This is a genomic window from Kitasatospora sp. CM 4170 (assembly GCF_032110285.1).
Taxonomy (GTDB): Bacteria; Actinomycetota; Actinomycetes; order Streptomycetales; family Streptomycetaceae; genus Kitasatospora; species Kitasatospora aburaviensis.
This window is the reverse complement of sequence record NZ_CP134877.1, coordinates 2,704,614-2,728,357: the sequence shown is the minus strand read 5'-3', so window position 1 is coordinate 2,728,357 and position 23,744 is coordinate 2,704,614. Positions and strand designations below refer to the sequence as shown.

Below are 23,744 nucleotides of genomic sequence, written 5' to 3'. Positions count from 1 at the left end.
CCGGTCCGTGGACGGCCGGTGGACGGCCGGCGGCCGGGGCCGGGGGCCGGGCCGACAGCAGTGCCGGGGCCGGGCGGCGGTGACGGCTCCGGTGGCCCCGGGGCGGGCCGCGGCCCGGCGAGAACCGCCGGTGGAGAAGCGCAGGTGAAAAACCGGTTGGCGGTGCCGGAGCGGCTCGCTACGGTGTGATCAGTCCGGTTCGAAGGGCCGCCGTTCTCGCGGCCCGTGGAGAGAAGCAGGAGGTGAGCCCGGTGACTGTCACGGTCGTCACGGCTGCCCTGGGCAGCGCTCGCACCCCCCTCTCCCTCCCGGCCGCCGGCTGACGCCGCTCCACTCGCGCGCGCAGCCGCAGCCCGGCGGGATCACATTCCTCCCGAAGGGCCCCCTGCGTTGTTCAACGCTGCTTCTGTTCCGTCTTCCTCTTTCTCTTCTTCTTCCTCCCTGCCCGGCACTCCGGGCTCCCCGCTGGCCGCCTACGGCTGGACGGACGAGCTCGCGGAGCAGTTCGCCCCGCTCGCCGGGGCCGGGCTGACGCCGGCCCGCATCGTCCGGGTGGACCGCGGCCAGTGCGACGCCGTCCTGGTCGACCCGGAGACCGGCGAGCTGTGCACCGTCCGGGCCGACACCCGCCCGGTCGGCGACGCCGACATGATCAACTGTGCGTGCACCGGCGACTGGGCGGGCGTGGACCTCGCGGCCCGGCCGATGACGGCCGTCGCCGCGCTGCTGCCGCGCTCCACCGCGATCATCCGCAAGGTGGCCGGCAAGCGGTCCGACGGCCAGGTCCTGGCCGCCAACGTCGACACCGTGCTGATCGCCGCCTCGCTCGCCGCCGAGCCGGACCTCGGCCGGATCGAGCGCTTCCTGGCCCTGGCCTGGGAGTCCGGCGCCGAGCCGGTGGTCGTCCTCACCAAGGCCGACCTGGTCCACGACGCGGAGTTCATCCGCGCCGACGTCGAGGCCGCCGCCCCCGGCGTCACCGTGCTGGTGGTCAGCGCGGAGACCGGCGAGGGGGTGGACGTGCTGCGCGCCTGCATCCCCGGCACCACCGCGTTCATCGGCCAGTCCGGCGTCGGGAAGTCCACCCTCACCAACGTCCTCGCCGGTGCCGACGTGATGGCCGTCCAGCAGGCCCGCGCAGTGGACCAGAAGGGCCGTCACACCACGACCACCCGCGAGCTGATCGCGCTGCCCGGCGGCGGCGTGCTGATCGACACGCCCGGGCTGCGCGAGGTCGGCCTCTACGGTGGCGAGGGGGTGGCCCTGGCCTTCGCCGACATCGCGGAGCTGGCCGAGTCCTGCCGCTTCCACGACTGCGGGCACGAGAGCGAGCCCGGCTGCGCGGTGCGGGAGGCGCTGGCCGACGGCACGCTGCCGGAGCGCCGGTGGGAGAGCTACCGCAAGCTCCAGCGCGAGAACGACTGGATCGCCTCCCGCTCGGACGCCCGGCTCGCTACGGCCCGGGTGAAGAAGTGGAAGGCCATCACCAAGTCGATGCGCGCCGCGGGCGGCACCGTGAAGTGGTGACGCCCGCCCGGCCGGCCTGCCGACGCCCACACCGCGCCGCCCCCGACGCCTTCCGGGGCAGCGCGGTGCGGGCAGGCCGGCCGACGGCGCGGCTCGGCTCAGCGCGGCTCGGTTCGGCGTCAGTCAGCGGGCGTCGCCGGCCGGCTCCCGGCGCAGGTCGGCGACCAGCCGGAACCGCTCCAGGACGACCGGCGTGCCGTCGTGCACCGTGAAGTCCGGGTCGCCCAGCGCGTCCCGCATCTCCGGGCCGTGCCAGAACCCCTCGTGGACCCTTCGCCACTCGGCCACCGTCGTGTAGCCCTCGCCCTCGTCTAGCGCGTGCTGCAGGTCGACCTCGGCCAGCGCGACGACCCGGACCTCCGTCGTCTCGGTCACGGCCACCACCCTGCCGTCCGAGTCGATCACCGCCGAGCGCACCCCGGCCCGGGGCAACGGCTCGTCCTCGTGCTCGTAGTCGGCGACCAGGCCGGTGGTGCTGGTCTTGGCGCCGCTCAGCACGGCCGCGACCAGCTGGTCGCGCAGCGGGCCGGGGAAGGCGAACTCCTCGATCCGCATCGCGGACACCCGGGGGTCGTCCGGACCGGTGTACGGCTGCTCGTTCGGCTGCTCGCTCATGGGGCTCCTGTCCGGACGGCGGCCGGTCTGCCGCGCAGGGGGGCGCCGCAGGCGGGTGGGGCGGCACCGGAGAGTGGGCGTCGGCCAGCGTAGCCGCCGACCGGTGCCGACGGCGCGCGGTTTTCCGCCCAGCCCCGGCGGCCGCAGGACTTCCGGGCGCCCGCTCCGGCCGCTCACGCCCACGTCCGATTTCCGCCAGTCGGCCGGCCGCGGGTGCCGCAGACTGGACAGCGTGATCGACGACGACATCCGGTACCGAGCAGTGGACAGCCGCGACGCCCGCTTCGACGGCGTCTTCTTCACGGCCGTCACCTCGACCGGCATCTACTGCCGACCGAGCTGCCCCGCCGTGACCCCCAAACGTGCCAACTGCACCTTCTACCCCAGCGCGGCCGCCGCCCAGGGCGCCGGATTCCGCGCCTGCCGCCGCTGCCGCCCCGACTCGGTGCCCGGCTCGCCGGAGTGGAACCACCGCGCCGACCTGGTCGGCCGCGCCATGCGACTGATCGGCGACGGCCTGGTCGACCGCGAGGGCGTCGCAGGCCTCGCCCAGCGCCTCGGCTACAGCGCCCGGCAGCTGCAGCGCCAGCTCACCGCCGAACTCGGCGCCGGGCCGATCGCACTGGCCCGCGCCCGCCGGGCCCAGACCGCCCGGCTGCTGCTCCAGACCACCGAGCTGCCGATCACCGAGATCGCCTTCGCGGCCGGCTTCGCCTCCGTGCGGCAGTTCAACGACACCGTCCGCGAGGTCTACGACCGCACCCCCAGCGGGCTGCGCGCCGAGGTCTCCGCCGGCCGGCGCGGCGCCACCCCGGCCGGCGGGCTCACCCTGCGCCTCGCCTACCGGGGCGCCCTGGACAGCGACCACCTGATCGACTTCCTGGCCCTGCGTGCCGTCCCCGGCGTCGAGGAGGTCGTCCCCGGAGCCCGCCCCGGCGTCCGCACCTACCGGCGGACCCTCGCCCTCCCGTACGGGCACGGCATCGCCGAGGTCGACGGACTCGCGCCCGGGGACCCGCGCACCCGCGGCTGGCTGGACTGCCGCCTGTTCCTCGCCGACCTGCGCGACCTCCCGACCGCTGTCCAGCGGCTGCGCATCCTGTTCGACCTGGACGCCGACCCGGACGCGGTGGACGAGCAACTCGGCGCCGATCCGCTCCTCGGCCCGCTGGTCGGCGGCCGGCCGGGCCTGCGCTCGCCCGGCCACGTCGACCCGCACGAGCTGGCCGTCCGCGCCGTACTCGGCCAGCAGATCAGCGTCGGCGCCGCCCGCACCCTGGCCGGCCGGCTCGCCGAGAAGTACGGCGCCGCGCTGCCCGAGCCCAACGGCGGGCTGCGCCTGCTCTTCCCGACCGCCGCCGTCCTGGCGGTGGCCGACCCCGAGGACTTCGCCATGCCGGCCGCCCGCCGGAAGGCGCTCACCGGCCTCTGCGCCGCCCTCGCCGAGGGCGTCGTCCGACTGGACGGCGGCGTCGACCGGGAGGAGGCGGCGGCCCAGCTGCTCGCCCTGCCCGGCATCGGCCCGTGGACCGTCGGCTACCTGCGGATGCGGGCCCTCGCCGACCCGGACGTCTTCCTGCCGAGCGACGTCGGCATCCGCCACGGCCTCACGGCACTCGGCGCCCCCGGCGACCCGAAGTCCGCCGCCCGCGCCGCCGAGGCCTGGGCACCCTGGCGCTCCTACGCCGTGCACCGGCTCTGGGCCGGCGCCACCAGTGACATCAGCACCGGAACGGAGAACACCCGAGCATGAGCACCACCGTCTTCACCTTCATGGAGAGCCCCTTCGGCCGGCTGCTGCTGAGCGGCGTCCGGCCGGCGGAGGGCGGACCGGCCGCCCTGGCCACGGTCACCGCCCCGGGCCAGAAGTACGCGCTGGCCGAGCCCGCGGACGACTGGGTCCACGACCCGGACGCGCTCGCCGAGCCGGTCGCGCAGCTCACCGCGTACTTCGCCGGCGAGCGCACCACCTTCGACCTCCCGCTCGCCCCGGCCGGCACCGACTTCCGGCAGAAGATCTGGGCCGCCCTGGACGACATCCCGTACGGCGAGACGGTCACCTACGGCCAGCTGGCCGCGCTCGCCGGTGCCATGCCGCAGGCCGTCCGTGCCGTGGGCGGCGCCGTGGGCGCCAACCCGCTGCTCATCGTCCGGCCCTGCCACCGCGTGGTCGGTGCCAACGGCGCGCTCACCGGCTTCGCGGCCGGGGTCGACCGCAAGCGCTGGCTGCTGGACCTGGAGAGCGGCGCGCTGTTCTGAGGCGCCGCCGCCCCGGGCCGCCGGCCGGGCACCCGAGACCGACCGGGGGCCTACTGAGCGCTCGCCGTGAGATCGACGCGCCAGTCGTGGCTGCGCATCCACCGGCCGGCGGGGAACTCGAAGTCGGTCTCGCCGACCAGGGTGAAGCCGGCCTTGCGGCAGACGGTGTTGGAGGCCGGGTTGTCCACGGACGGGAAGGCGTGCAGGTACCGGAGCCGGGCCGCCGTACGTGCCTCGGCCACCGCGGCGCGGGCGGCGGCGACGGCGATGCCGCGGCCCTGGTACGCGGGGAGGACGTTCCACCCCATCTCGTGGACGAGCTCGCCCTGCCAGGTGCGGGTGCCGTAGCCGACCGTGCCGACCGGTTCGGCCTCCCCGGCGAGGACGATGCGGAACATGCAGCCCAGGCCGGACGGCACGAAGCCCAGGTAGCGGTGGTGACGGACGAGCAGCTGCTCCTCGGTCTCCGGGCCGCCGACGTGCTTCTTCATTCCCGGGGTGTTCACCCGGCGCAGCAGTGCGAGGTCGGCGTCGGTCCAGGGCTCGATGTGGATCGGTGCGGCGGTCATGGACGGACGCTAGCCGGAGCCGGGTCCCGGCGGACACCGAATTCGCCGCCCGGTGGCGCACCGGACTGGGCAGGCCCGCCCCGGGCGGACTACTCGGGGCCGGTCGGGCGGGCCAGGGCGCGGGCCAGGCTGTCCAGCGCGGGCAGCGCCTGCATGACGGCCTCGCGGTCGGCGGGGGAGAGGGTGCCGAGCGCGGTCGCGATGCGGCGCTCGTGGGCGCGCTGCCAGTCGTCCAGCTGGCGCCGTCCGGCCGGGGTGAGGGCGATCCGGGCGGTGCGGCGGTCGCCGGGGTCGGCCTGGCGGTCGACGAAGCCGGCCTCCAGCAGCTTGCCGACCAGGCCGCTGACGGTGTTCGGGGCGAGCCGCTGGCGGTCCGCGAGCTCGCCGACCCGCAGCGGGGCGGCGGCGAGGGTCTGCAGGAGTTCGACCTGCGCCATCGGCAGGGACTCCCACGGGTAGTCGGTGCGGATGCTGCTGCGCAGGGCGCGGCGCAGCCGGGTCACCACGTCGGTCAGCCGCCGGGCCCGCTCCAGCGCCGGGGCTGCGAGGTCCGCCGGGGACTCCGCGTCCGCCAGGCCTTCGGCGGGTTCGGTGGCGGGGTCGGGTACGGACGGCGACGGCGACATGGCGGACAGCGTATCGCCTGGTGGCGGCCGCCCCCGCGAGCCGGTCGGACACCGATCAGCTCGTAGAGAGAACATCTCTGTATCCGATATATTCTCGGTATGGACACCGCCGCCCTCGCCTCCCGGCTGCTCACCGAGCATCCCCGGCCGCGCAGCGTGGCCCGGTGGCGGTACGCCCACTGGCTGGCGGTCGGCACGGTCTGCCTCGGAGCGTTCCTCGGGCAGCTGACGGCGAGCATCACGGCGCTCGTCTTCCCCGCCCTCGGACGGCACTTCGGCGCCGGCTTCGCCTCCGTCGAGTGGGTCGCGCTCGCCTACCTGCTGGTGCTGGTGGCCCTGCTCGCCCCGATCGGCCGGCTCTCCGACCTGGTCGGGCGCAAGACCGTGTACCTCGGTGGCTTCGCCGTCTTCGCGCTGGCCTCGCTCGGCGCCGGACTGGCCGGGGGCCTCTGGGTGCTGGTGGCCTGCCGCGCGGTCCAGGCCGTCGGCGGCGCGATGATGCAGGCCAACAGCGTAGCGCTGGTGGCGCGCGGCGTTCCCGAGCACGCGATGCGCAGGGCGCTGGGCGTGCAGGCGGCCGCGCAGGGCCTCGGCCTGGCGCTCGGGCCGAGCCTGGGCGGTCTGCTGGTGGAGCACGCCTCCTGGCGCTGGGTGTTCTGGATCAACGTGCCGATCGGCGTGCTGGGCATCCTGGCCGGCTGGTTCCTGCTGCCCCGCACCCGCCCCGATGACGTGCCGGGGGAGCCACCGCGGCCGCGGGGAGCGCTGCGGCCCCGGATCCGGGCGGAGGAGCGGGGCGGCGGCCGCTTCGACCTGGCCGGACTGCTGCTGCTCACCGGGGCGACAAGCGCGCTGCTGCTGGCCCTCTCCACCGCCTCCGGCCTGCCGCTGCCCGGTTGGGCGGTGGCCGTGCTGCTGCTCGCCGCGGCGGTGTGCGCGCTCGGGCTGGTCCGGCAGGAGCGGCGCGCGGCCCGGCCGATCCTGGCACCGGGTCTGGTGAACACCCCGGGGGTGCGGTCGGGCCTGGTGGTCTCGCTGATCGGCTACCTGCTGCTGTTCTGCCCGCTGGTGCTGGCCCCCGTCCTGCTCGCCGGGGCCGGTGTGCCGGCGTCCCGGGTGGGCCTGGTGGTGACGCTGCTGCCCGCCGCGTTCGCGGTCGCCGCGACCGGCGGCGGCGCCCTGCTGCCCCGCGGCTGGTCGGACCTGGCCCGCTGCCGGCTCGGCGCGGCGGTCGCGGGCGCGGGGCTGCTGCTCTTCGCGCTGCTGCCGACCGGCGGTGTGGGGGTGGGTGCCACGGGGGTGGGCGGTCCGCTGCCGGTCGCCGTCGTGCTGGCGATCGCCGGCTGGGGGCTGGGCCTGCTGCTGCCCGCCAACAACGCGCTGGTGATGCGGGCGATCCCGGCGGAGTGCTCGGCGGTCGGCGGCGGCATGGTCAACATGGCGCGGAGCCTCGGCACGGCCCTCGGCACCGCGCTGCCCGTGCTCGGCGTCCACCTGGCGGGCGCGGCGACCGGAGGGCGGGCGGTTCTGCTCGTGCTCGCCGCGGTCGCGGGCCTCGCGGTGGCGGTGGCCCGCCCGGCCCGGCGCCGCTGAGCCCGCGGGGCCCGCTCGGCCCGGTGCCGCTGAGCCCGCGCCGCTGCGGGCCCTCGGAGCGGGGACGGGCGGGACGGGGAACGGCGCCGGGGTGCGGCGGACGGTCGAGCCGTCCGCCGCACCCCGGCCGGGCGTTGCGTGCGCAGGGTGGAGCGTGTCAGGAGGCGGGGACGCCCGGGGCGGCGCCGCGCTCCTTGAGCATGTCGGTGATCAGCTGGATCTCCGCGGTCTGCCCGTTCACCATCGACTGCGCGAGCCGCTTCTCGGTCTCGTTCTTCGCCATGTCGACGTAGCCCTGGGCCATCTCGACCCCGCCCTTGTGGTGCTCCAGCATCAGCTGCAGGTAGTACACCTCGGCCTCGCGCCCGCTGAGCGTGCGCAGCTTGCCGAGCTGGGCGTTGGTGGCCATGCCGGGCATCAGCGAGCCGTCGTGCGCCTCGTAGGTGTGGTGCATGTTCATCCACGCCATCGGCTTGGCCGCGGAGTGCTGCGAGAGCCCCCACTGGTCGAGCCAGCCCATCATCATCCCGCGCTGGTTGGCCTGGGTGTTGATGATGTCGAACGCGAGGGTGCGGACCGGCTCGTCGGCCGTCCGGTCCCGCACGATGAACGACAGGTCGACGGCCTGCTGGTGGTGGGTCGCCATGTCGCGGGCGAACCCGGCCTCGGGGGAGTCGTCCGCCGGCACGCTGAGCGCCGACGAGCCCGAGGCGGACGTCCCGCTCGCCACCAGGGCGGGTATGCCGAGGGCGAGGGCGAGCGAGGCGGCCAGCACGGCCGGCCACCACAGCCGCCGGCGGGAGGACGCCCGGGGCGCCCCGTCGTCCTCCTCCGCGGGGGTCACCGCGTCCGCGGTCACATCGACCCCATGGTGCAGGACGCGCCCGGCTCCTGCGTCTGCTGGCCCTGCACGTACTTGGTGAAGAAGGCGTTCACCCGGGGGTCGCCGGCGCTGTCCACGACCAGCTGGGTGCTCCAGGCGTTGAGGGTGATGGTGCCCTTCTCGTCCGGGTACGGGCTCATCAGCGAGTACGGGGTGGCCTTCACCTTGTCGGAGAGGGTCTTGATGTCGTCGGGGGTGGCCTTGCCGTTGTAGGTCACCCAGACCGCGCCGTGCTCCAGCGAGTGGACGGCGCGCTCGTTCTCGACCGGCTGGTCGTAGACGTGGCCCATGCAGTCCAGCCAGACCGCGTTGTGGTCGCCGCCGACCGGCGGGGTCTGCGGGTAGGTGACCTTCTCCTTGACGTGGTTGCGGCTCAGGTCGCCGAAGGTCTGCACGCCGTCGATCGGCGCGCTGGCGGCGGCCTCCTTGGCCTTCTTGTCCTCGTTGGCGTCCATCACGATCCAGGTGCCGGTGGCGATCGCACCGATCACCAGGACGCCGACGACCACCGAGGCGATGATCTTGTTGCGGCGGTCACGGCGCTGCTCGGCGGCGCGGAGCTCGGCGATCCTGGCGCGGCGGTCGAGGCCGGCCTTGCCGCCGGGCTTGTTCGACTGCTTGGAGGCGGAACCCATGTGGTGTCCTTGTCCCCGCCGCGCGCTCGTGGCGCGGCGGTCTGAAGAGGGGGGCGGAGGGGCGGATCCGTCGGTGCCGCCCGTCGTGCCGGCCGCTCGGGCGGGCAGGGCGGGAGGGCCGGCGGTGGGTTCCGCTCAGGACCGGTGTACTTGGAGTTCGTGCAGGTCCGGCGCCGGGTGCGGACCGTCCAGCAGCCCGGTCGGCACCACCCGGGGCAGGGCCTCGGGCAGCTCGGTGCCGGGTGTCACGGCCGGCTGGGGCTGCGGCGGCGGGTTGGGGAGCTGGGCGTCCTGCCCGCAGTACGGGTGGCCGGAGCAACCGTTGTCGCGGTGCGGCGGCTCGCCGTCGGCGGAGCACAGCGTCCGGTGCCGCGGACCCTCGGCGGTCCGGCCGTCGGCGCGGGGTCGGTCGGTGCGCGGGGCCGCGTGGTGCGGCGGTGCGCCGTCCGGGCCTTCCGCGGCGGGACCGGCCACGGTGGTCGCGGGGGCGGCCGGGAACGGTGCGGAACGGTCGGCCGCGACGGCCGAGGCCTGGCCCGCGCACGGCAGCGCCGTCAGCAGTCCGACCAGCAGCAGGACCAACAGCGCACCCACCGGGCGGCCCGCGATTGCGGCCCTCCCCGGTCGGGGCGAGCTGGGGGCCGACGCGGTCATGCGCACATTTAATCAGCCGAACGAGTGAAGCGATGCCCCTCCTCGGACCCCATTTTCGGCACCCGACGGGGGCGAACACCCCGTAAACACCCTGGCCGGGGCAGTTCCGGCAAGCGCGGACGGAACGGAATCGGAACGCGGGGCGAATCCGGTGACCCAGATCATCCGATCAGTGCACGGTTTGTCGCCGAAAGCCGGACAGGGTCGTTTGCACTTGGAGAGAATGACGCGAGTCCGGCCCCGCCGGGGGCGGCGCGACCACGGACCGACCAGGAGCCGCCAGATGACCACGACGGGTGCACCCGCACAGCCCCACCGGCCGGACGACAGCTGGTGGGACACGGTCTACGAAGGGCCGGCGGGCACCCTCCCGGACACCCCGGGCGCGGCGGCGGGGGAAGGCAGCGTCGACGACTGGTTCGAGACCGCCGCCGGGCTGATCGGACCGCAGCGCGCCGGCGAGCCGGCGGAGGCGGCGGCGGACACGGCGGCGGAGGCGTCGGTGGCGGTGCCGCCGGAGGCGCCGGTGGTGGCGGAGGCGTCGGCGGAGGCGCCGGTGGACGTTCCGGTGGAGGCGGTGGCCTCCTCGGGTGGGGACGGGCCGGCCGGTGACGCGCTGCTGGAGCGGGACAGCATCGACGACTGGTTCGACACCGCGGTCGGCGTGATCGGACCGGAGTACACCGGCGAGCCGGCGGGGACGCACAAGTTCCCGGCGCCCGCCTGGGCCGACGCCGCCCCGGAGTCGGAGCCGGAGCCGGTGATGGTGGCGGTCGAGCCGGAGCCGGAGCCGGAGCCGGAGCCGGAACCGGAGCCGGAACCGGAGCCGGAGCCGGTTGCCGAGGCCGTACCCGAGCCCGGGGCCGTACCCGAGAGCGTGCCCGAGCCCGAGGCTGCTCCGGCGCCCGTCCTGCAGAAGGCGCCGGAGCCCGCGCCCGTCCCGGAGCAGGAACAGGACCCGGAGCCCGAGGCGCCGGCGGAGCCCGCCCCCGAGCCGGTGGCCGAGGCCGCGCCGGCACCCGAAACCGCCCCCGCCGCCCCCGCGGCGACGCCGGCGACCCGCCCCGCCGCCGCCCGCTCGTCGCTCGCCGCGGGCGGGCCCGCGATGCCGCACGTCGGCGAACGCCCGCCCACGTACGGGCCCGAGCCGACCGCCGTGCCGGAGGCGGACCCCGGCGCGCTGGGCGCCGTCGTGCCGGACACCGTGCTGGAGGGCGCCCAGTACGGCAGCGCGATCCTGCGCGCCGCCTCCGTCCGCGGCGACTCCGCCCGCTACCGGGGGGAAACCCGCCGGGACACGCTGCTGGTGACCAGGTTCGGCGAGGCTCCCGACGGACTGCTGCTGGCCGCGATCGGGGGCCTCGACCGGGCCGGCGGCGACGAGGCGGACCCCGAGGCCGTCGCCACCGCCACGGCCGAGGCCTGCCGCCAACTCGCCGGCGCGATCGGGCGCAGCCGGGCCGGGCTGGCCGCCGACCTGCGGTCCGGCGCGCGCGACCGGCTCCGGTACGGCCTGCAGCGCCTCGCCACCAGCGCCGCCGCCCCGCTGCGGGCGCTCGCGCCCCGGCCGGAGGAGGAGGGTGCGCCGTCCCCGGCCGCACTGCACTGCCTGCTGGTCTCGCTCGATCCGGAGGCCTCCTACCGGGTGGCCTTCGGGGTCGGCCCGGGCGGGCTCTACCTGCTGCGCTCCGGCCACTGGATCGACGCGTACGCGGCGCGGCTGCTGCACCACCCGGACGGCCAGCCGCCGGTCCCGGACGGCCCGGTGGCGGAGCCGCGGCCGTTCCGGTTCCGGATGGTCCCGGCGACGCCGGGCGACATCCTGCTGCTCTGCACCCCCGGCCTGGCCCGGCCGATCGCCGAGGAGCCGGCCGTCGCCCACTTCCTGTCCACCCACTGGGCGCACCCGCACCCGCCGGGCACCGTGGACTTCCTCCGCCAGGTGCAGGTCCGCGCCAAGGGCTACGCCGACGACCGCACGGCGGCCGGCGTCTGGACCGAGTGAGGGCCGGGCCGCGGGCGTGGCCGGTGCGCGGGCCGGCGGTGCGCGGCGATCGTCAGACCTCGGCGCCGAGGAGCGTGCCGCAGGCCGACTCTGCCAGGGCCAGGGCCCGGGTGCGCCGGGCGCCGGGGAGGCCGAGGGCCAGCGGGACGGCGAGGCCGTCGAGCAGGGCGCGGATCTGGGCGGCGCGCTCGTGGGCGGCGCCGGGGGTGAAGCGGCCGGAGCCGGCGCCCTCGTCGAGCAGGGCGACGAGGTCGGCCTCCCACGGGGCCTCGATCTCCAGCTGCCCCTGCCGGAGCTCCTCGCTGGCGGGGGAGCGGCCCCACACCTCGACCCAGAGGATCCAGCGCGGGTCGCCGGGGCCCTCGGGCAGGTAGAGCCGGGTGTACTCGGCGAGCCGGTCCCAGACGTCGCGGGCGCCGTCGGCCAGGGCGGCGTGCCGGCGGCTGCCGAGCTGGTCCTCGCTCCAGCGCAGTGTCTCCAGCAGCAGCTGGTCCTTGCTGCCGAAGTAGTAGAGCAGGTGCCCGGCGCTCATCTGGAGCTGCTTGCCGAGGCCGGCCATGGTGAGCTTCGCGAGCCCGTGTTCGGCGATCGCGGCACGCGCGGTGGCGAAGACCTCCTCGCGGGGGCGCGCCGGGCGGCGCGGGCGGGGGTCCGCCATCTGCTGTTCTCCTCTTGTGCCACTGGGGCCACTACCGTACTGGCCGGGCCCGGCCGGCCACCGGGGTGGTGGCCGGCCGGGCCCGGCCAGTCAGGCCGGTACGGGTCAGGCCTGCGGCTGCTGCTGGGTGATGCAGTGGATGCCGCCGCCGTTGGCGAAGATCTCGCGGGCGTCGAGCAGCTCGACGGTCCGGCCCGGGTAGGCCTTCTCCAGGATGGCCTTGGCCTCCTGGTCGCGCGGGTCGGCGAAGGCGCAGAGGATCACGGCGCCGTTGGCCACGTAGTGGTTGATGTAGGAGTAGTCGACCGGCTCACCCTCCTCGTCCAGCAGGACGGTGGGGGCGGGCAGTTCGATCACCTCCAGGGCGCGGCCCCGGGCGTCGGTGGAGGCGCGCAGGATCGCCACCAGCTCCTTGCACACCTCGTGGTCCGGGTGGGCCGGGTCCGGCTGGACGTGGGCGACCACGACGCCCGGGCGGACGAAGGAGGCGACGATGTCGATGTGGCCGCGGGTGCCGAACTCGTCGTAGTCGCGGGTGAGTCCGCGCGGCAGCCAGATCGCCTTGGTGGTGCCGAGGAAGGCGTGCAGCTCGGCCTCGACCTCCTCGCGGGTCCAGTCGGAGTTCCGGCCCTCGCCGAGCTGGACGGTGTCGGTGACGAGCACGGTGCCCTCGCCGTCGACGTGGATGCCGCCGCCCTCGTTGATCAGCCGGGACGCGAAGCGCCGGACGCCGGTCAGCTCGCTGATGTGCTCGGCGATGTGCTGGTCGTTGTCCCAGCGGGCCCAGCCCTGGGCGCCCCAGCCGTTGAAGATCCAGTCGGCGGCGGCCAGGCCGCCCTTGCCGTCGATCAGGAACGACGGGCCGATGTCACGCATCCACGCGTCGTCCAGCGGGCGCTCGACGATCTCGACCTGCTCGGCGACGTACTTGCGGGCCTCCTCGGTCTCGCCGGTGTTGACCACCAGGGTGACCGGCTCGTACCGGACGATCGTGTTGGCGACCGCGGCCCAGGCCTCGCGGCCGGCGTGCAGGTGCTCGGCGCTGTCGAAGGTCGGGTTGGTGGTGGGGAAGGCCATCCAGGTGCGGTCGTGCGGGTGCCACTCGGCGGGCATCCGGTAGCCGAGCGAGGCGGGGGCGGGGGTGGTCATCGTGGTGTCCTAGCGGGGAGGTGAGGGTGGATCAGAGGAAGTAGAGGCGGCTGAGCGAGACGCTCTCGGCCGGTTCGGAGCGCAGCGGTTCGCCGTCCAGCGAGACCAGGCCGGTCTCGGTGACCTCGACGCGGCCGATCCGGGCGTTGCGCACCAGGTCGCGCGGGCCGATGCCGCGGGTGTTGCGGACACCGACGCGGCGGCGCCGGGTCGGCATGCCGTCGGCCGGCCGGTCCAGGTAGGCGCCGTCGGCGGCGGCCTGGGCGACGAAGGCCACCGAGAGGTCGGCGGCGGTGGCACCGTGGGCGCCGAACTGGGGGCCGAGGACGAGGGGTTCGCAGCGGTCGGTGGAGGCGTTGGGGTCGCCGACGACGCCGTAGGCGGGGAAACCGGCCTTCAGCACCAGCTGCGGCTTGGCGCCGAAGTGGTCGGGGCGCCAGAGCACGATGTCGGCGAGCTTGCCGATCTCGATCGAGCCGACCTCGTGGGCCAGACCGTGGGCGATGGCGGGGTTGATGGTGAGTTTGGCGACGTAGCGCAGGACGCGTTCGTTGTCGTCGCCGCTCTCGGTGGTGCCGTAGGAGCCGGTGCCGTCCAGGGGGCCGAGCTCGGTCTTCATCTTGCCGGCCATGGCGAAGGTGCGGCGCACGGTCTCGCCGGCACGGCCCATGCCCTGGGCGTCGGAGGAGGTGATGCCGATGGCGCCGAGGTCGTGCAGGACGTCTTCGGCGCCCATGGTGCCGGCGCGGATGCGGTCGCGGGCCATGGCGGCGTCGCCGGGCAGGTCGACCTTGAGGTCGTGCGCGGAGACGATCATGCCGAAGTGCTCGCCGAGGGCGTCACGGCCGAACGGCAGGGTGGGGTTGGTGGAGGAGCCGATCACGTTGGGGACGCCGGCCATCTTGAGGACGTTGGGGACGTGCCCGCCGCCGCAGCCCTCGATGTGGAAGGCGTGGATGGTGCGGCCGTCGAGGACCGTGAGGGTGTCCTCGACGGAGAGGCACTCGTTCAGGCCGTCGGTGTGCAGGGCGACCTGGACGTCGTACTCCTCGGCGACGCGCAGGGCGGTGTCCAGGGCGCGGGTGTGGGCGCCCATGTCCTCGTGGACCTTGAAGCCGGAGGCGCCGCCCTCGGCGAGCGCCTCGACCAGCGGGGCCGGGTCGGAGGAGGAGCCGCGGCCGAGGAAGCCGATGTTGACCGGCCAGGCGTCGAAGGCGTTGAAGGCGTGCCGCAGGGCCCACGGCGAATTGACGCCGACCCCCCAGACCGGGCCGAACTCCTGGCCGATGATCGTGGTGACGCCGGAGGCGAGCGAGGCCTCCATGATCCGCGGGGAGAGCAGGTGGACGTGGGTGTCGATGGCACCCGCGGTCGCGATCAGGCCCTCACCGGAGACGATCGTGGTGCCGGTGCCGACGACCACGTCGACGCCGTCGAGGGTGTCGGGGTTGCCGGCCCGGCCGATGGCGGCGATCCGGCCGTCGACCAGGCCGATCGAGGTCTTCCGGATGCCCTGGACCGCGTCGATCACCAGCACGTTGCTGATCACCACGTCGCAGGTGTCGCGGACGGCGGCGGGCTTGAGGTGGAGGCCGTCGCGGGCGGTCTTGCCGAAGCCGGCCAGGAACTCGTCCCCGGGGGCCTGTGAGTCCGATTCCACCCGGACGATCAGCCCGGAGTCGCCCAGCCGGATCCGGTCCCCGGCCCGAGGCCCGTGCACGGAGATGTAGTCATGGGGGGTGATCGCGGTCACGACGGCACCTCCGCGTCGTCGAAGCCGGTCAGGTAGCCCGTCGCACGGGCCTTCGCCAGCGCGGCCTCCTTGGCGCCGGGTGCGTCCAGCGGGCCGTCCACCAAGCCCGCGAAGCCGATCGCGACCCGCTCGCCGCCGATCGGCACCAGACCGACCTCGACGGTGGCGCCCGGGTCGAAGCGCACCGAGGAGCCGGCCGGCACCGCGAGGTGGGTGCCGTAGGCGGCGGCGCGGTCGAAGGCCAGGCGCGGGTTGGCCTCGAAGAAGTGGAAGTGCGAGGTGACCGAGATCGGCACCCCGGAGGTGTTGTGGACGGGCAGGACGACCGTCTCCTCCACCGGGTCGTAGCCGGTGCCCTCGCCGATCAGCGCGCCGCCGGGGGCCTCGTCGCCGAGCGAGCCGGCGCCCTTGAACGGGTCGTTGACCACGGCCAGCCGGGTGCCGTCCTCGAAGACCGCCTCGACCTGGACGACGGTCACCACGTCGGGGACACCGGGCAGGACGTCGTCGGCGGTCAGGACGGAGCGGCCGGCCTCGATGGCCTCGGCGAGGCGCCGGCCGTCGCGGGCGGCCTCGCAGACGGTGTCCGCGATCAGGGCGTGTGCCTCGGGGATGTTGAGGCGGACGCCTCGGGCGCGGCGGGCGCGGGCCAGCTCGGCTGCTGTGAAGATCAGCAGCCGGTCCCGCTCGGTGGGGGTCAGTCGCACGGTTCCTCGCTCGCGGTCGCCGGGGAGGTGGCAGGTGGATGGAGTTAGAACGGCGTTCAAACGTCTCGGGTCATTGAACCCGGACCCGGCCGCCCTGTCCAGCGTTGCCCGTCCCGGAGTGTTCGGCTCGCCGGGCGCCGCCATCGGGTCCCCGGCGCCGGTTGCGGTCCGGCGCGCGCCTGGCGTGCCTGGTGGCGCGGGGTCCGCGGGGGTTGCGCGGGCGCCCGGAACGGCGGTCGGAAATCCGCGGGGGAGCGGGCCGGCCGGGCGCTTTCGGGTGGCCGGAAGGTCTCGAAAATCGGCCGGTACGCTTCGCAAACCTGTCCGGCATTGCCAGTTGGATCACGGGAGCCGTCCCGTGCCCCCTTCACCTCGGGTGATCGCACGCACACTGTTGCAAACGCCGAAAGCTGGGCATGAGGATGATGGTCAGAACGAGGGGGCCACCCGGTCGGCGGGGGGACCGGCATCGAAGGTCCCGGATTGAGGGCGGGGGCATGTGTTGATGGACGGTCAGTCGCGATTCCCGCGGCAGCGGACGGGCTCGGGGGACGTTTTCCGTCCGAGGGCCCAGGGGGGTACGCCGGGCGTCCCCGGCGCGGCCGGCACCGCCGGTCCGACCGGCGCACCCGGCCAGGCCGGCACGGCCGGCACGGCCGGCGCGGGGGGTCGGGCACAGGCCGGCGCCCCGGCACCGGGCTGCGCCCTGCACCGCCGGCTCCACCTGGCTCTCGACCCGGCCGATCTGGTCGCGGTCGGCGCGGTCCGCCACCGGCTGCGCTCCGCGCTCAGCCGCTGGGGGGTGCCGGAGCTGGCCGACACGGCCGAGCTGCTCTCCTCCGAGCTGGTCACCAACGCCCTGCTGCACACCGGCCAGGGCGCGATCTTCGAGGCGGTGCTCGGGGCCGACCTGCGACTGCGGATCGAGGTGCAGGACAACGCCGCCCGGCTGCCGGGCCGGCGCCGCGACCCGGACGCGGAGTACGCCACCTCGGGGCGCGGGCTGATGCTGGTCGAGGCGCTGGCCGACGACTGGGGCGTCCAGCTGCGCGGCGACGGCAAGGTCACCTGGTTCGAGCTGGCCACGCCGTAGGCCCGGGCCCGGGCCCAGGGCCAGGCCCCGGCCCGGGCCCCGCGTCCCGAATCCCGGCCCGGCCGCCAGCCCTCGGGTCTGAGCCCCGAGGCCCGGGTCGGAGTGCCCGGAAGGCCCGGAATTTCGGCTCGTTCGCCGACGAACCTGGCGTCGAAGGGCGGCCCGGGCGGAAGATTTCCGGCCCGTTGCCATTGCCGCTCGGCCGAACATTGGCCAGGATGGTGGGAATGTGTGCCCACGTGCGCGAAGCAGCGGGGAAAGCTCACCTCGACTGACCACCGCAGGTCGGCACCGTCCGATCCAGCACACCCATCACACCGCCACGCGGTCCGGCCGGACGATCGGCGCGGACCCGCCACGGCAGCGGCAGGAGCAGTATGCCCACAGAGCCCGAGTCCCCGGGGCCGGCGCTTCCTCCCGGCTCGTCCACGGCCGGGTCGGGGCGGGTGAGACCCCCTGCCCAGGCGGTGCGCCGGCACGCGCTGCGGTCGGCGCCGGGTCTGGCGGCCGGGCGGCTGGCGCCGATGCTCTCAGGCGGTCTGCCGGTCGCCTCCGGCGACTCCACGCCGGACTGGCTGGAGCCGGCGATGGCCGCCAACGGCATCGGCTCCTTCGACTGGGACATCCGCCGCGACGTCCTGGAGGGCGACCAGCGGGCCTGCACGATCGTCGGCCTGGACGGTGCGGACAAGACGGACTTCGACCGGACCTCGGCCTCCTTCCTGGCCCTGCTGCACCCCGAGGACGCGCCCGTGGTGCGCCGAAGGGTCGAGCGCGCGGTGGCCGAGCTCGGCCAGTGCGGCGCCTACTACCGCACGGTCGGCCCGAACGGGACGATGCGCGCGGTCCGCTTCCGCGGCCGGGTCCTCGCGGACGCCTTCGGCCGCGCCTCCCGGATGGTCGGCTTCGTCTGGGACGCCACCGTCGAGCTGCACAAGCGTGACCGCGCCGACCGGATGGCCCTGCTGCGCGAGGAGCGCTCGCGGTTCATCAAGGAGGCCGCCCGCGCCCTCTCCGAGGCGGTCACCGTGCGCGACGTCGCCCGGGTCTTCACCGAGCTGCCGCTGCCCGGACTGCCCCCGGACGGCCTGGTGCTGGCCTCCTTCGAGGCCGGCCGGGTGCAGATCCTCGGCGCCACCGGCTACCGGCCGGAGGAGCTCGCCTTCTGGGACCGCTCGGTGCTGCCCCCCGCGCACCCCGCGGCCGAGGCGCTGCGCAACCGCGCCCCCGTCTTCATCGCCAGCCGCGAGGAGTACCACGAGCGCCTCCCCGAGGTGTGGACGCCGAACAGCCGGACCGGCCGCTCCTCCTGGGCCTTCCTGCCCCTGGTGGCCAGCGGGCGGGCGATCGGCGTCTGCCTGGTCAGCTTCGACGACGACCGCGAGCTCGACGCCGACGAGCGCACGCTGCTCTCCACCCTGGGCGGTCTGGTCGCGCAGTCGCTGGCCCGGGCCCGCCTGCACGACGCCGAGCACGAGCTGGCGGCCGGTCTGCAGCGGGTGATGCTGCCGCGCACCGTACCGTCGGTGCCGGGCGTCACCACCGCCGTCCGCTACCTCGCGGCCGGCTCCGGCCTGCAGATCGGCGGCGACTGGTACGACGTGGTGCCGCTGCCCGGCGGGCACGTCGGGCTGGTGATCGGCGACGTCCAGGGGCACGACGTGCACGCCGCCGGGATCATGGGCCAGCTGCGGATCGCGCTGCGCGCCTACGCCGCCGAGGGCCACCCGCCGGCCGCCGTGATGGCCCGGGCCTCGCGCTTCCTCGCCGACCTGGACACCGACCACTTCGCCACCTGCACCTACGCCGAGGTGAACGTCGACTACGGCGTGGTCTACGCCGTCCGGGCCGGCCACCTGGACCCGGTGGTCCGCCGCGCCGACGGCTCCACCACCGTGGTGCCGGTCGCCGGCGGGCTGCCGCTGGGCATCGCCCCGGACGAGGAGTACCGCGTCACCCGGTTCAGCCTGGACCCGGGGGAGACGGTGGTGCTCTGCACCGACGGCCTGGTCGAGGCCCGCGGCATGGACCTCGACGAGGGCGTCGCCCGGCTCACCGCGGTGCTCTCCCACCCGCTCGCCGCCCGTGACGAGGGCGGCCGCGACCCGCTGGAGGACCTCGCCGACCGGATCGCCTCCCAGGCGGCCGACTCCAGCGAGCGCGAGGACGACATAGCGCTGCTGCTGCTCCGCTGGGACGGCCCGGAGGGCGGCCTGGCCGCCCAGCAGCTGCGCCGCCGGATCGGCCAGGCCGACCTCGCCCGGATCGCCGAGGTGCGGGCCGAGCTGCGCGACGCACTGCGCCGCTGGGGCGTGGCCGAGCTGATCGACACCGCCGAACTGCTCTCCTCCGAGCTGGTCACCAACGCGATCCGGCACACCGACCGGGACGCGATGTTCACCGCCCGGCTCTACCGGGAGGCCGACGGCGACGCCGGCCGCGCCCGGCTTCGGGTCGAGGTGGAGGACGAGTCCGACCTCTGGCCGACCCGCCGGACGCCGGGGGAGCAGGCCTCCTCCGGCCGCGGGCTGATGCTGGTCGAGGCGCTGGCGGACGGCTGGGGCGTGGAGCCGCGCGGCTCGGGCAAGCGGATGTGGTTCGAGCTCACGGCCACACCCGCCGCCTGACCGGCCCCGGGGCCCCGGCTCAGCCGAACTGCTGCTCCAGGTCCTTCAGCTTGCGCTCCAGCGAGTCGAGCCGGGGCAGCGCCACGGTGTCCTCCTCCAGGGTGAGGTCGATGGTGCGCCGCTCCGGACGGGCCGGCAGTCCGGGCTGCGCCACGGTGCCCCCGGCGGGCGCCGGCGGCTCGACGGCGGGCCGCTCCGCCGCCGCGCCGCCGGCTATGGCGGGCTCCTGGCCGGACTCCAGCTGCCGGGCCGCGCCGCGCTGGCGCCAGACGCTGTTCGTGCGGTTGATGGCGCGGATCTCGGCCCGCTCGCGGCGCCCGGCCAGCCTGCGGCGCTCCCGCTCCAGGGCGCGCTCCCGTTTGTCCTCGCGGACCTCGTCGACCGCCTCGTCCAGGCTGCGGACGCCCTCCAGGAGCATCAGCGACCACGCCGCGTAGGTCTCGCGCGGGGCGCGCAGCCAGCGGACGATCCGGATCTGCGGCAGCGGGCGGGGGACCAGTCCCTGCTCCCGCAGCGCGGCCCGGCGGGTCTGCTTGAGCGCGCGGTCGAACAGCACGGCCGCCGAGAGCGACATCCCCGCGAAGAACTGCGGGGCGCCGGCGTGGCCGAAGCCGCGCGGCGCGTGCACCCAGTTGAACCAGGCCGAGGCGCCGGCGAACAGCCAGACCAGCAGGCGCGAGCCGAGTGCGGCGTCGCCGTGGCTGGCCTCCCGGACGGCGAGCACGGAGCAGAACATCGCCGCGCCGTCGAGGCCGAACGGGACGAGGTACTCCCAGCCCCCGGAGAGGCTGAGGTTCTGCACCCCGAAGCCGACCAGGCCGTGGAACGAGAGCGCGGCCGCGACGGCGGCGCAGCAGAACAGCAGCGTGTACGAGGCCGCGCCGTACAGGGACTCCTTGTGGCGGCGGCGCTCCTCGGAGCGCTCCCAGGAATCCGCGCCGCCCGATCCGGCGGTGCCTCCCCGGCCCCGGGCCAGGGCGACCAGGAGGGCGGTGACCAGCAGCACCGCAACGCCGGTGACGGCCCAACCGAGCGGTATGTCGGACAATTTCATCGCCTGCACCAGCCTCGCTTTCCTGCGTCGTGATGGCGGGGACCATCATGGCGGATGCTCGGCTCTCGAATGGCTGATTCGCCGTCAATGCGCTGAGGAGGGGGATTTCTGATGTGGGAGAAGTCGCATTGTCTGACAATTTAGGGACGGGAATTCGCCGGAATTCCGGGCCCGACGGGTCCGCCCGGCAGCGGAATCCGGTCAACCTCGCGTGACGCGGGGGCAGCCGCCGCACATCGCCTCGGGTCGGACGGTGTAAACGAGGCAGCAGCTGGCCCGGGCGCGCGCGGGCACCGCGGTGTCCGGGCAGGCCGGGGCGTCCGGACGGGTGGGGGCGCCCGGATGCGCGGGTGCGTCCGGCCGCACCGGGGCGAAGCCCGCGCCGGGCGTGAACGGCGCGACCGACGGGCGCGGCGCGGACGGCGCGCCCGTCGGGCACGCCACAGGCTCCGGCGCGAGCAGCGCGGTGAGCTCGCTGCGGGCGCGCTCCTCCTCCCCGAGCAGTCCACCGACGTACCAGAGCCCCTCCACCGCCGCGTCCGTCGCCATCGCCCAGAGGGTGCGCGGGCCGCGCCGCACCTCGGGGCGGAACGCGGCCAGCACCGGGGTCAGGAAGTCGGCCAGCGCCACGCGCAGCCCGGCGGCCAGCGCGGGCTCGTCGGCCGCCGGGCGGGCGCCGGGCCGGCCGGCCGCGGGATCGTCGGGCAGGCAGTGGAAGGCGCCCGGGCGGGCCGTCAGCTCACCGGTGCGGCGGCGGACCGAGACGTCCCCGGGCGTCAGCAGCGGCACCCGCCGCTCCAGGAACCAGGGCAGGGTGAACAGCAGCGAGACCGCCCAGGTGAGCCGGTGCAGGCCGAAGCCGGCCGCCACGTCGGGGCGCAGCGGCTGCCCGTACTGGGCCAGGGCCTGGCGGGCGTCGTGGGCGATCAGCTCGCGCAGCGCCTCCGGGCGGGCGACCAGGTCGGTGCCGGTCAGCCAGCCGTTGCCGGTGCGCGGGGGCGCGCAGTGCACCCGGAGGGCGGGGAACAGTTCGCCGAGCCGGCGGTAGCTCGCGGCGCAGGGCTGGGGGAGGCCGGGCGCGGGGGCCACGACAAGTGCGGGGGGCGCGGCGGGTGCAGGTGTGGTGGCCGGTGCAGGCGCCGCGGCGGGTGCGTCGGGTGCGGGGTCCCGCGGTGTGCGGCCGGGCCGGGTGCTGCTCACGGTCATGGTGCGGGCCCCATCGGGTCGACCGGAGCCCGTACCGGTCCGTCCGGCCCGTCCCGGGCGCGGGTGGCGGGCACCCGTGGCCGGGCCCGGCCGGCCGGGGCCTGGCGGAGCCCGGGAACGGCAAGGCGAACCCGGCCGAGGCACTGCTCTCCCCGGCCAGGTTAGCCTCACCTTAGCTGATGGTTCCCCGTGCCTCCCGTCCGATGCGCCCGTCCGGGGGGGCGCCCGGCGTGCGCGCCGCGCCCAGCTGGCGCGCGAGCCAGACCGGAACGCCTCCGAGCGCCTGCACCAGCCTGGCCGCCTCGGCCCGCATCCGGGCGGCCTCGTCCGGTGCGGAGACCTCGGCCAGGGCCGCCAGCGCGGGCGCGACCCCGACCGTGAAGCCGAGCTGTTCACGCAGCCGCAGCGAGGCGTCGAACCCCTCGCGGGCCCGGTCGTGGTCCCCGGCCGCCTGCGCCAGCGCGGCCAGGTGCCGCCAGGTGTAGGAGCGCAGCAGTTCGTCCCCGCGTTCGCCGGCGCCCTCGTGGGCCCGGCGGTAGGCGATCCAGGCCGCCGTCCGGTCGCGCAGCAGGTTCTCCGCGACCAGGCCGCGGCGGAAGTCCAGCAGCGGCCGGCCGGGTGCGTCCGGCGGCAGCAGCGCGGAGGTCCGGCCGAGCGCCGCCTGGGCCTCGTCGAGCCGGTCGCGCGCGCCGAGCACGCTGGCGACGTACGCCAGGAACCCGCGGGCGCAGGCGGCCGCCGCACGCTCCTCCGGCCCGGTGGCCAGGGCCTCGGCGAGCCGCAGCGCCTGCTCCGCGGCGGTCCAGTGGGCGGCGGTGAACAGGCACTGCTCGATGAGGAGTTCGGCCCGGGCCAGGGCGGCGGTCGGATCGCGCTCGGCCGCCGGCCGTAACAGTTCGGCGGCCTCCTGCCAGCACGCCCGGGACCGCAGCCGCCACACGGTGTCCCCCGGGCCGGGCGCCGCCCGGCCGCGCCCGCCCGGTCCGAACCGGTCCTGCCCGAATCCGTCCTGCCCGCGCCCGTCCTGTCCGGTCCGGCCGTCCGGGTCCCATCCGTGCTCCGACAACGCCACCTCCTTGTGCGCGCCATCCGGCAGGACGCGGGCCCAAGGACCGCGCCGTGGCGGCAATTCAACACGGGGGTGAGCTTGTGCACCAGATCACGAGCGCGAGTTGTTGCGCTCGGCGGCGGGATGATCTATTGGGCGACGGGTGGCGGACCCGCGGGGATCAGGACGTCCAGCCGGTCTCCATCAGGGCCTCGGCGGCGCCGTTGGCGGGCTGCGGCACACCGGCCAGATCCAGGCTGAACAGGGCCACCAGCAGCTGCTCACCGCGCACGGTGGCCTGGTGGGAGTAGCCGGCCAGGGTGAACATCGCGGCCGCCATCTCCTCGGCGTGCAGGGTCTGCAGCCAGAGGCACTCCACCGACTTCACGTCGGCCGGCTCGGTCCAGGTGTCCACCTGGGCGACCATACGACTACCCAACAGGGTGACGCCGTCGCGCTCCTGGGCCTCCGTCAGTTCCAGGTCGTCGAAGCCGAGCCACTCCAGGTAGCGGGCGGCGGTGAACACCGCGTCCTGCGAGGTCCGCACCGGGTGCGGACGGAACGGCGCCCGCCGCCGCCACGGCGTGGCCGCGGCGCCGGACCCGCCGGGCGGGGCCGGGACCGGGGCGTTCAACGGGTGGGCGGGGTTCGGGCGGGAGGGCTGCGGACCGGCGGTGCCGAGCGGGGCGGTGGCGCCGAGCTGCCCGGTGGTGCCGCCGCCGAGGCGGGTGGTGCGGTCCACCGGCAGCCGGACGGTGGCGCCGCAGTTGCAGGTGAACTCGGGCTGCGGCCACTGGTCGGAACGGCCGCAGTGCGGGCAGCGCATGTTCAGCCAGGAGTCCTCCCAGGAGCGGAACCGCACCTGCACCGGCACACCGCCGCGCAGCAGCGGCACCTTGAGCGAGGCGCCGCACGGGCACGGCAGCGACGGCGGCTCGTACAGGTGCTCGCGGCGGCAGGCGGGACAGCGGATCGCCCGGGCGCCGGCGGCCGGCCCCGGCCCGTACGGTGCGGAGTCGCGGCCGGTGAAGTCGTCGGGCAGTCCGGACATCGCGAGCACCGTCCGTTCGAGTCGGGGTGGAA

21 protein-coding genes are annotated in these 23,744 nt (G+C 75.6%); 7 read left to right on the top strand and 14 right to left on the bottom strand.

Annotated features, from left to right (window positions below; translation table 11 throughout):
* Nucleotides 1–390: 390 nt before the first annotated feature.
* Nucleotides 391–1,527, top strand: coding sequence for a ribosome small subunit-dependent GTPase A (gene rsgA, locus RMN57_RS11015; protein ID WP_313763213.1), 1,137 nt, complete (start codon nucleotides 391–393; stop codon nucleotides 1,525–1,527).
* Nucleotides 1,528–1,650: 123 nt separating this feature from the next.
* Here the strand turns inward: rsgA and RMN57_RS11010 are convergent, their stop codons facing one another.
* Nucleotides 1,651–2,082 (bottom strand): ASCH domain-containing protein, encoded by a 432-nt coding sequence (locus tag RMN57_RS11010; protein WP_313767781.1) that lies wholly within the window; start codon nucleotides 2,080–2,082, stop codon nucleotides 1,651–1,653.
* A gap of 292 nt (nucleotides 2,083–2,374) precedes the next feature.
* Between RMN57_RS11010 and RMN57_RS11005 the strand changes: the two genes are divergently transcribed.
* Both RMN57_RS11005 and RMN57_RS11000 read left to right on the top strand, forming a co-directional pair.
* Nucleotides 2,375–3,895, top strand: a complete 1,521-nt coding sequence (locus tag RMN57_RS11005) for an AlkA N-terminal domain-containing protein (protein WP_313763212.1) — start codon at nucleotides 2,375–2,377, stop codon at nucleotides 3,893–3,895.
* Nucleotides 3,892–4,401, top strand: coding sequence for a methylated-DNA--[protein]-cysteine S-methyltransferase (locus RMN57_RS11000; protein WP_313763211.1), 510 nt, complete (start codon nucleotides 3,892–3,894; stop codon nucleotides 4,399–4,401). The genes RMN57_RS11005 and RMN57_RS11000 overlap by 4 nt, the downstream gene beginning before the upstream one ends.
* Before the next feature lie 50 nt (nucleotides 4,402–4,451).
* Here RMN57_RS11000 and RMN57_RS10995 read toward each other — a convergent pair whose 3' ends face one another.
* Entirely contained in the window at nucleotides 4,452–4,970 is a 519-nt protein-coding gene (locus RMN57_RS10995) for a GNAT family N-acetyltransferase (RefSeq protein ID WP_313763210.1), read from the bottom strand.
* 89 nt (nucleotides 4,971–5,059) lie between these two features.
* Nucleotides 5,060–5,596 (bottom strand): MarR family transcriptional regulator, encoded by a 537-nt coding sequence (locus RMN57_RS10990; RefSeq protein ID WP_313763209.1) that lies wholly within the window; start codon nucleotides 5,594–5,596, stop codon nucleotides 5,060–5,062.
* A gap of 99 nt (nucleotides 5,597–5,695) precedes the next feature.
* On the opposite strand from RMN57_RS10990, the gene RMN57_RS10985 reads away from it, so the two are divergent.
* Entirely contained in the window at nucleotides 5,696–7,189 is a 1,494-nt protein-coding gene (locus RMN57_RS10985; RefSeq protein ID WP_313763208.1) for an MFS transporter, read from the top strand.
* A 157-nt stretch (nucleotides 7,190–7,346) separates the two neighbouring features.
* On the opposite strand, the gene RMN57_RS10980 is transcribed toward RMN57_RS10985, so the two are convergent.
* The 3 genes from RMN57_RS10980 to RMN57_RS10970 all read right to left on the bottom strand — a co-directional run bounded on the left by RMN57_RS10980 (nucleotide 7,347) and on the right by RMN57_RS10970 (nucleotide 9,361).
* The gene (locus RMN57_RS10980; RefSeq protein ID WP_380233535.1) at nucleotides 7,347–8,048 is read right to left on the bottom strand and encodes a DUF305 domain-containing protein; all 702 of its coding nucleotides are present in this window, start codon (nucleotides 8,046–8,048) and stop codon (nucleotides 7,347–7,349) included.
* Entirely contained in the window at nucleotides 8,045–8,707 is a 663-nt protein-coding gene (locus RMN57_RS10975; RefSeq protein WP_313763207.1) for a DUF3105 domain-containing protein, read from the bottom strand. The genes RMN57_RS10980 and RMN57_RS10975 overlap by 4 nt, the downstream gene beginning before the upstream one ends.
* Nucleotides 8,708–8,842: 135 nt before the next feature.
* A complete protein-coding gene (locus RMN57_RS10970; RefSeq protein ID WP_313763206.1) occupies nucleotides 8,843–9,361 on the bottom strand; it encodes a hypothetical protein in 519 nt (172 codons plus the stop codon).
* A gap of 283 nt (nucleotides 9,362–9,644) precedes the next feature.
* Between RMN57_RS10970 and RMN57_RS10965 the strand changes: the two genes are divergently transcribed.
* Complete coding sequence (locus tag RMN57_RS10965; protein ID WP_313763205.1) at nucleotides 9,645–11,366, top strand: protein phosphatase 2C domain-containing protein; 1,722 nt, start codon at nucleotides 9,645–9,647, stop codon at nucleotides 11,364–11,366.
* Between the two features lie 52 nt (nucleotides 11,367–11,418).
* Here the strand turns inward: RMN57_RS10965 and RMN57_RS10960 are convergent, their stop codons facing one another.
* The 4 genes from RMN57_RS10960 to RMN57_RS10945 all read right to left on the bottom strand — a co-directional run bounded on the left by RMN57_RS10960 (nucleotide 11,419) and on the right by RMN57_RS10945 (nucleotide 15,633).
* Nucleotides 11,419–12,024: a TetR/AcrR family transcriptional regulator gene (locus RMN57_RS10960; RefSeq protein WP_313763204.1), complete on the bottom strand. Its 606-nt coding sequence runs from the start codon at nucleotides 12,022–12,024 to the stop codon at nucleotides 11,419–11,421.
* A 105-nt stretch (nucleotides 12,025–12,129) separates the two neighbouring features.
* Entirely contained in the window at nucleotides 12,130–13,173 is a 1,044-nt protein-coding gene (locus RMN57_RS10955; RefSeq protein WP_313763203.1) for an agmatine deiminase family protein, read from the bottom strand.
* 31 nt (nucleotides 13,174–13,204) lie between these two features.
* Nucleotides 13,205–14,926 carry an urease subunit alpha gene (locus RMN57_RS10950; RefSeq protein ID WP_380233534.1) on the bottom strand — a complete coding sequence of 574 codons (1,722 nt, stop codon included), beginning with the start codon at nucleotides 14,924–14,926 and terminating at the stop codon, nucleotides 13,205–13,207.
* Nucleotides 14,923–15,633, bottom strand: a complete 711-nt coding sequence (locus RMN57_RS10945) for an urease subunit gamma (protein ID WP_313763202.1) — start codon at nucleotides 15,631–15,633, stop codon at nucleotides 14,923–14,925. Before RMN57_RS10945 ends, RMN57_RS10950 begins: the two co-directional genes overlap by 4 nt.
* A 505-nt stretch (nucleotides 15,634–16,138) precedes the next feature.
* Here RMN57_RS10945 and RMN57_RS10940 point away from each other — a divergent pair.
* Nucleotides 16,139–16,726 (top strand): ATP-binding protein, encoded by a 588-nt coding sequence (locus RMN57_RS10940; protein WP_313763201.1) that lies wholly within the window; start codon nucleotides 16,139–16,141, stop codon nucleotides 16,724–16,726.
* Between the two features lie 446 nt (nucleotides 16,727–17,172).
* Complete coding sequence (locus RMN57_RS10935; protein WP_313763200.1) at nucleotides 17,173–19,353, top strand: SpoIIE family protein phosphatase; 2,181 nt, start codon at nucleotides 17,173–17,175, stop codon at nucleotides 19,351–19,353.
* Nucleotides 19,354–19,372: 19 nt separating this feature from the next.
* Here the strand turns inward: RMN57_RS10935 and RMN57_RS10930 are convergent, their stop codons facing one another.
* From RMN57_RS10930 to RMN57_RS10915, 4 genes are all read right to left on the bottom strand, one after another.
* A complete protein-coding gene (locus tag RMN57_RS10930; protein ID WP_313763199.1) occupies nucleotides 19,373–20,407 on the bottom strand; it encodes a DUF2637 domain-containing protein in 1,035 nt (344 codons plus the stop codon).
* A gap of 201 nt (nucleotides 20,408–20,608) precedes the next feature.
* Nucleotides 20,609–21,613: a (2Fe-2S)-binding protein gene (locus RMN57_RS10925; protein ID WP_313763198.1), complete on the bottom strand. Its 1,005-nt coding sequence runs from the start codon at nucleotides 21,611–21,613 to the stop codon at nucleotides 20,609–20,611.
* 172 nt (nucleotides 21,614–21,785) lie between these two features.
* Nucleotides 21,786–22,553 (bottom strand): hypothetical protein, encoded by a 768-nt coding sequence (locus RMN57_RS10920; RefSeq protein WP_313767778.1) that lies wholly within the window; start codon nucleotides 22,551–22,553, stop codon nucleotides 21,786–21,788.
* A 289-nt stretch (nucleotides 22,554–22,842) separates the two neighbouring features.
* Nucleotides 22,843–23,712 (bottom strand): hypothetical protein, encoded by an 870-nt coding sequence (locus RMN57_RS10915; protein WP_313763197.1) that lies wholly within the window; start codon nucleotides 23,710–23,712, stop codon nucleotides 22,843–22,845.
* Between the last annotated feature and the right edge of the window lie 32 nt (nucleotides 23,713–23,744).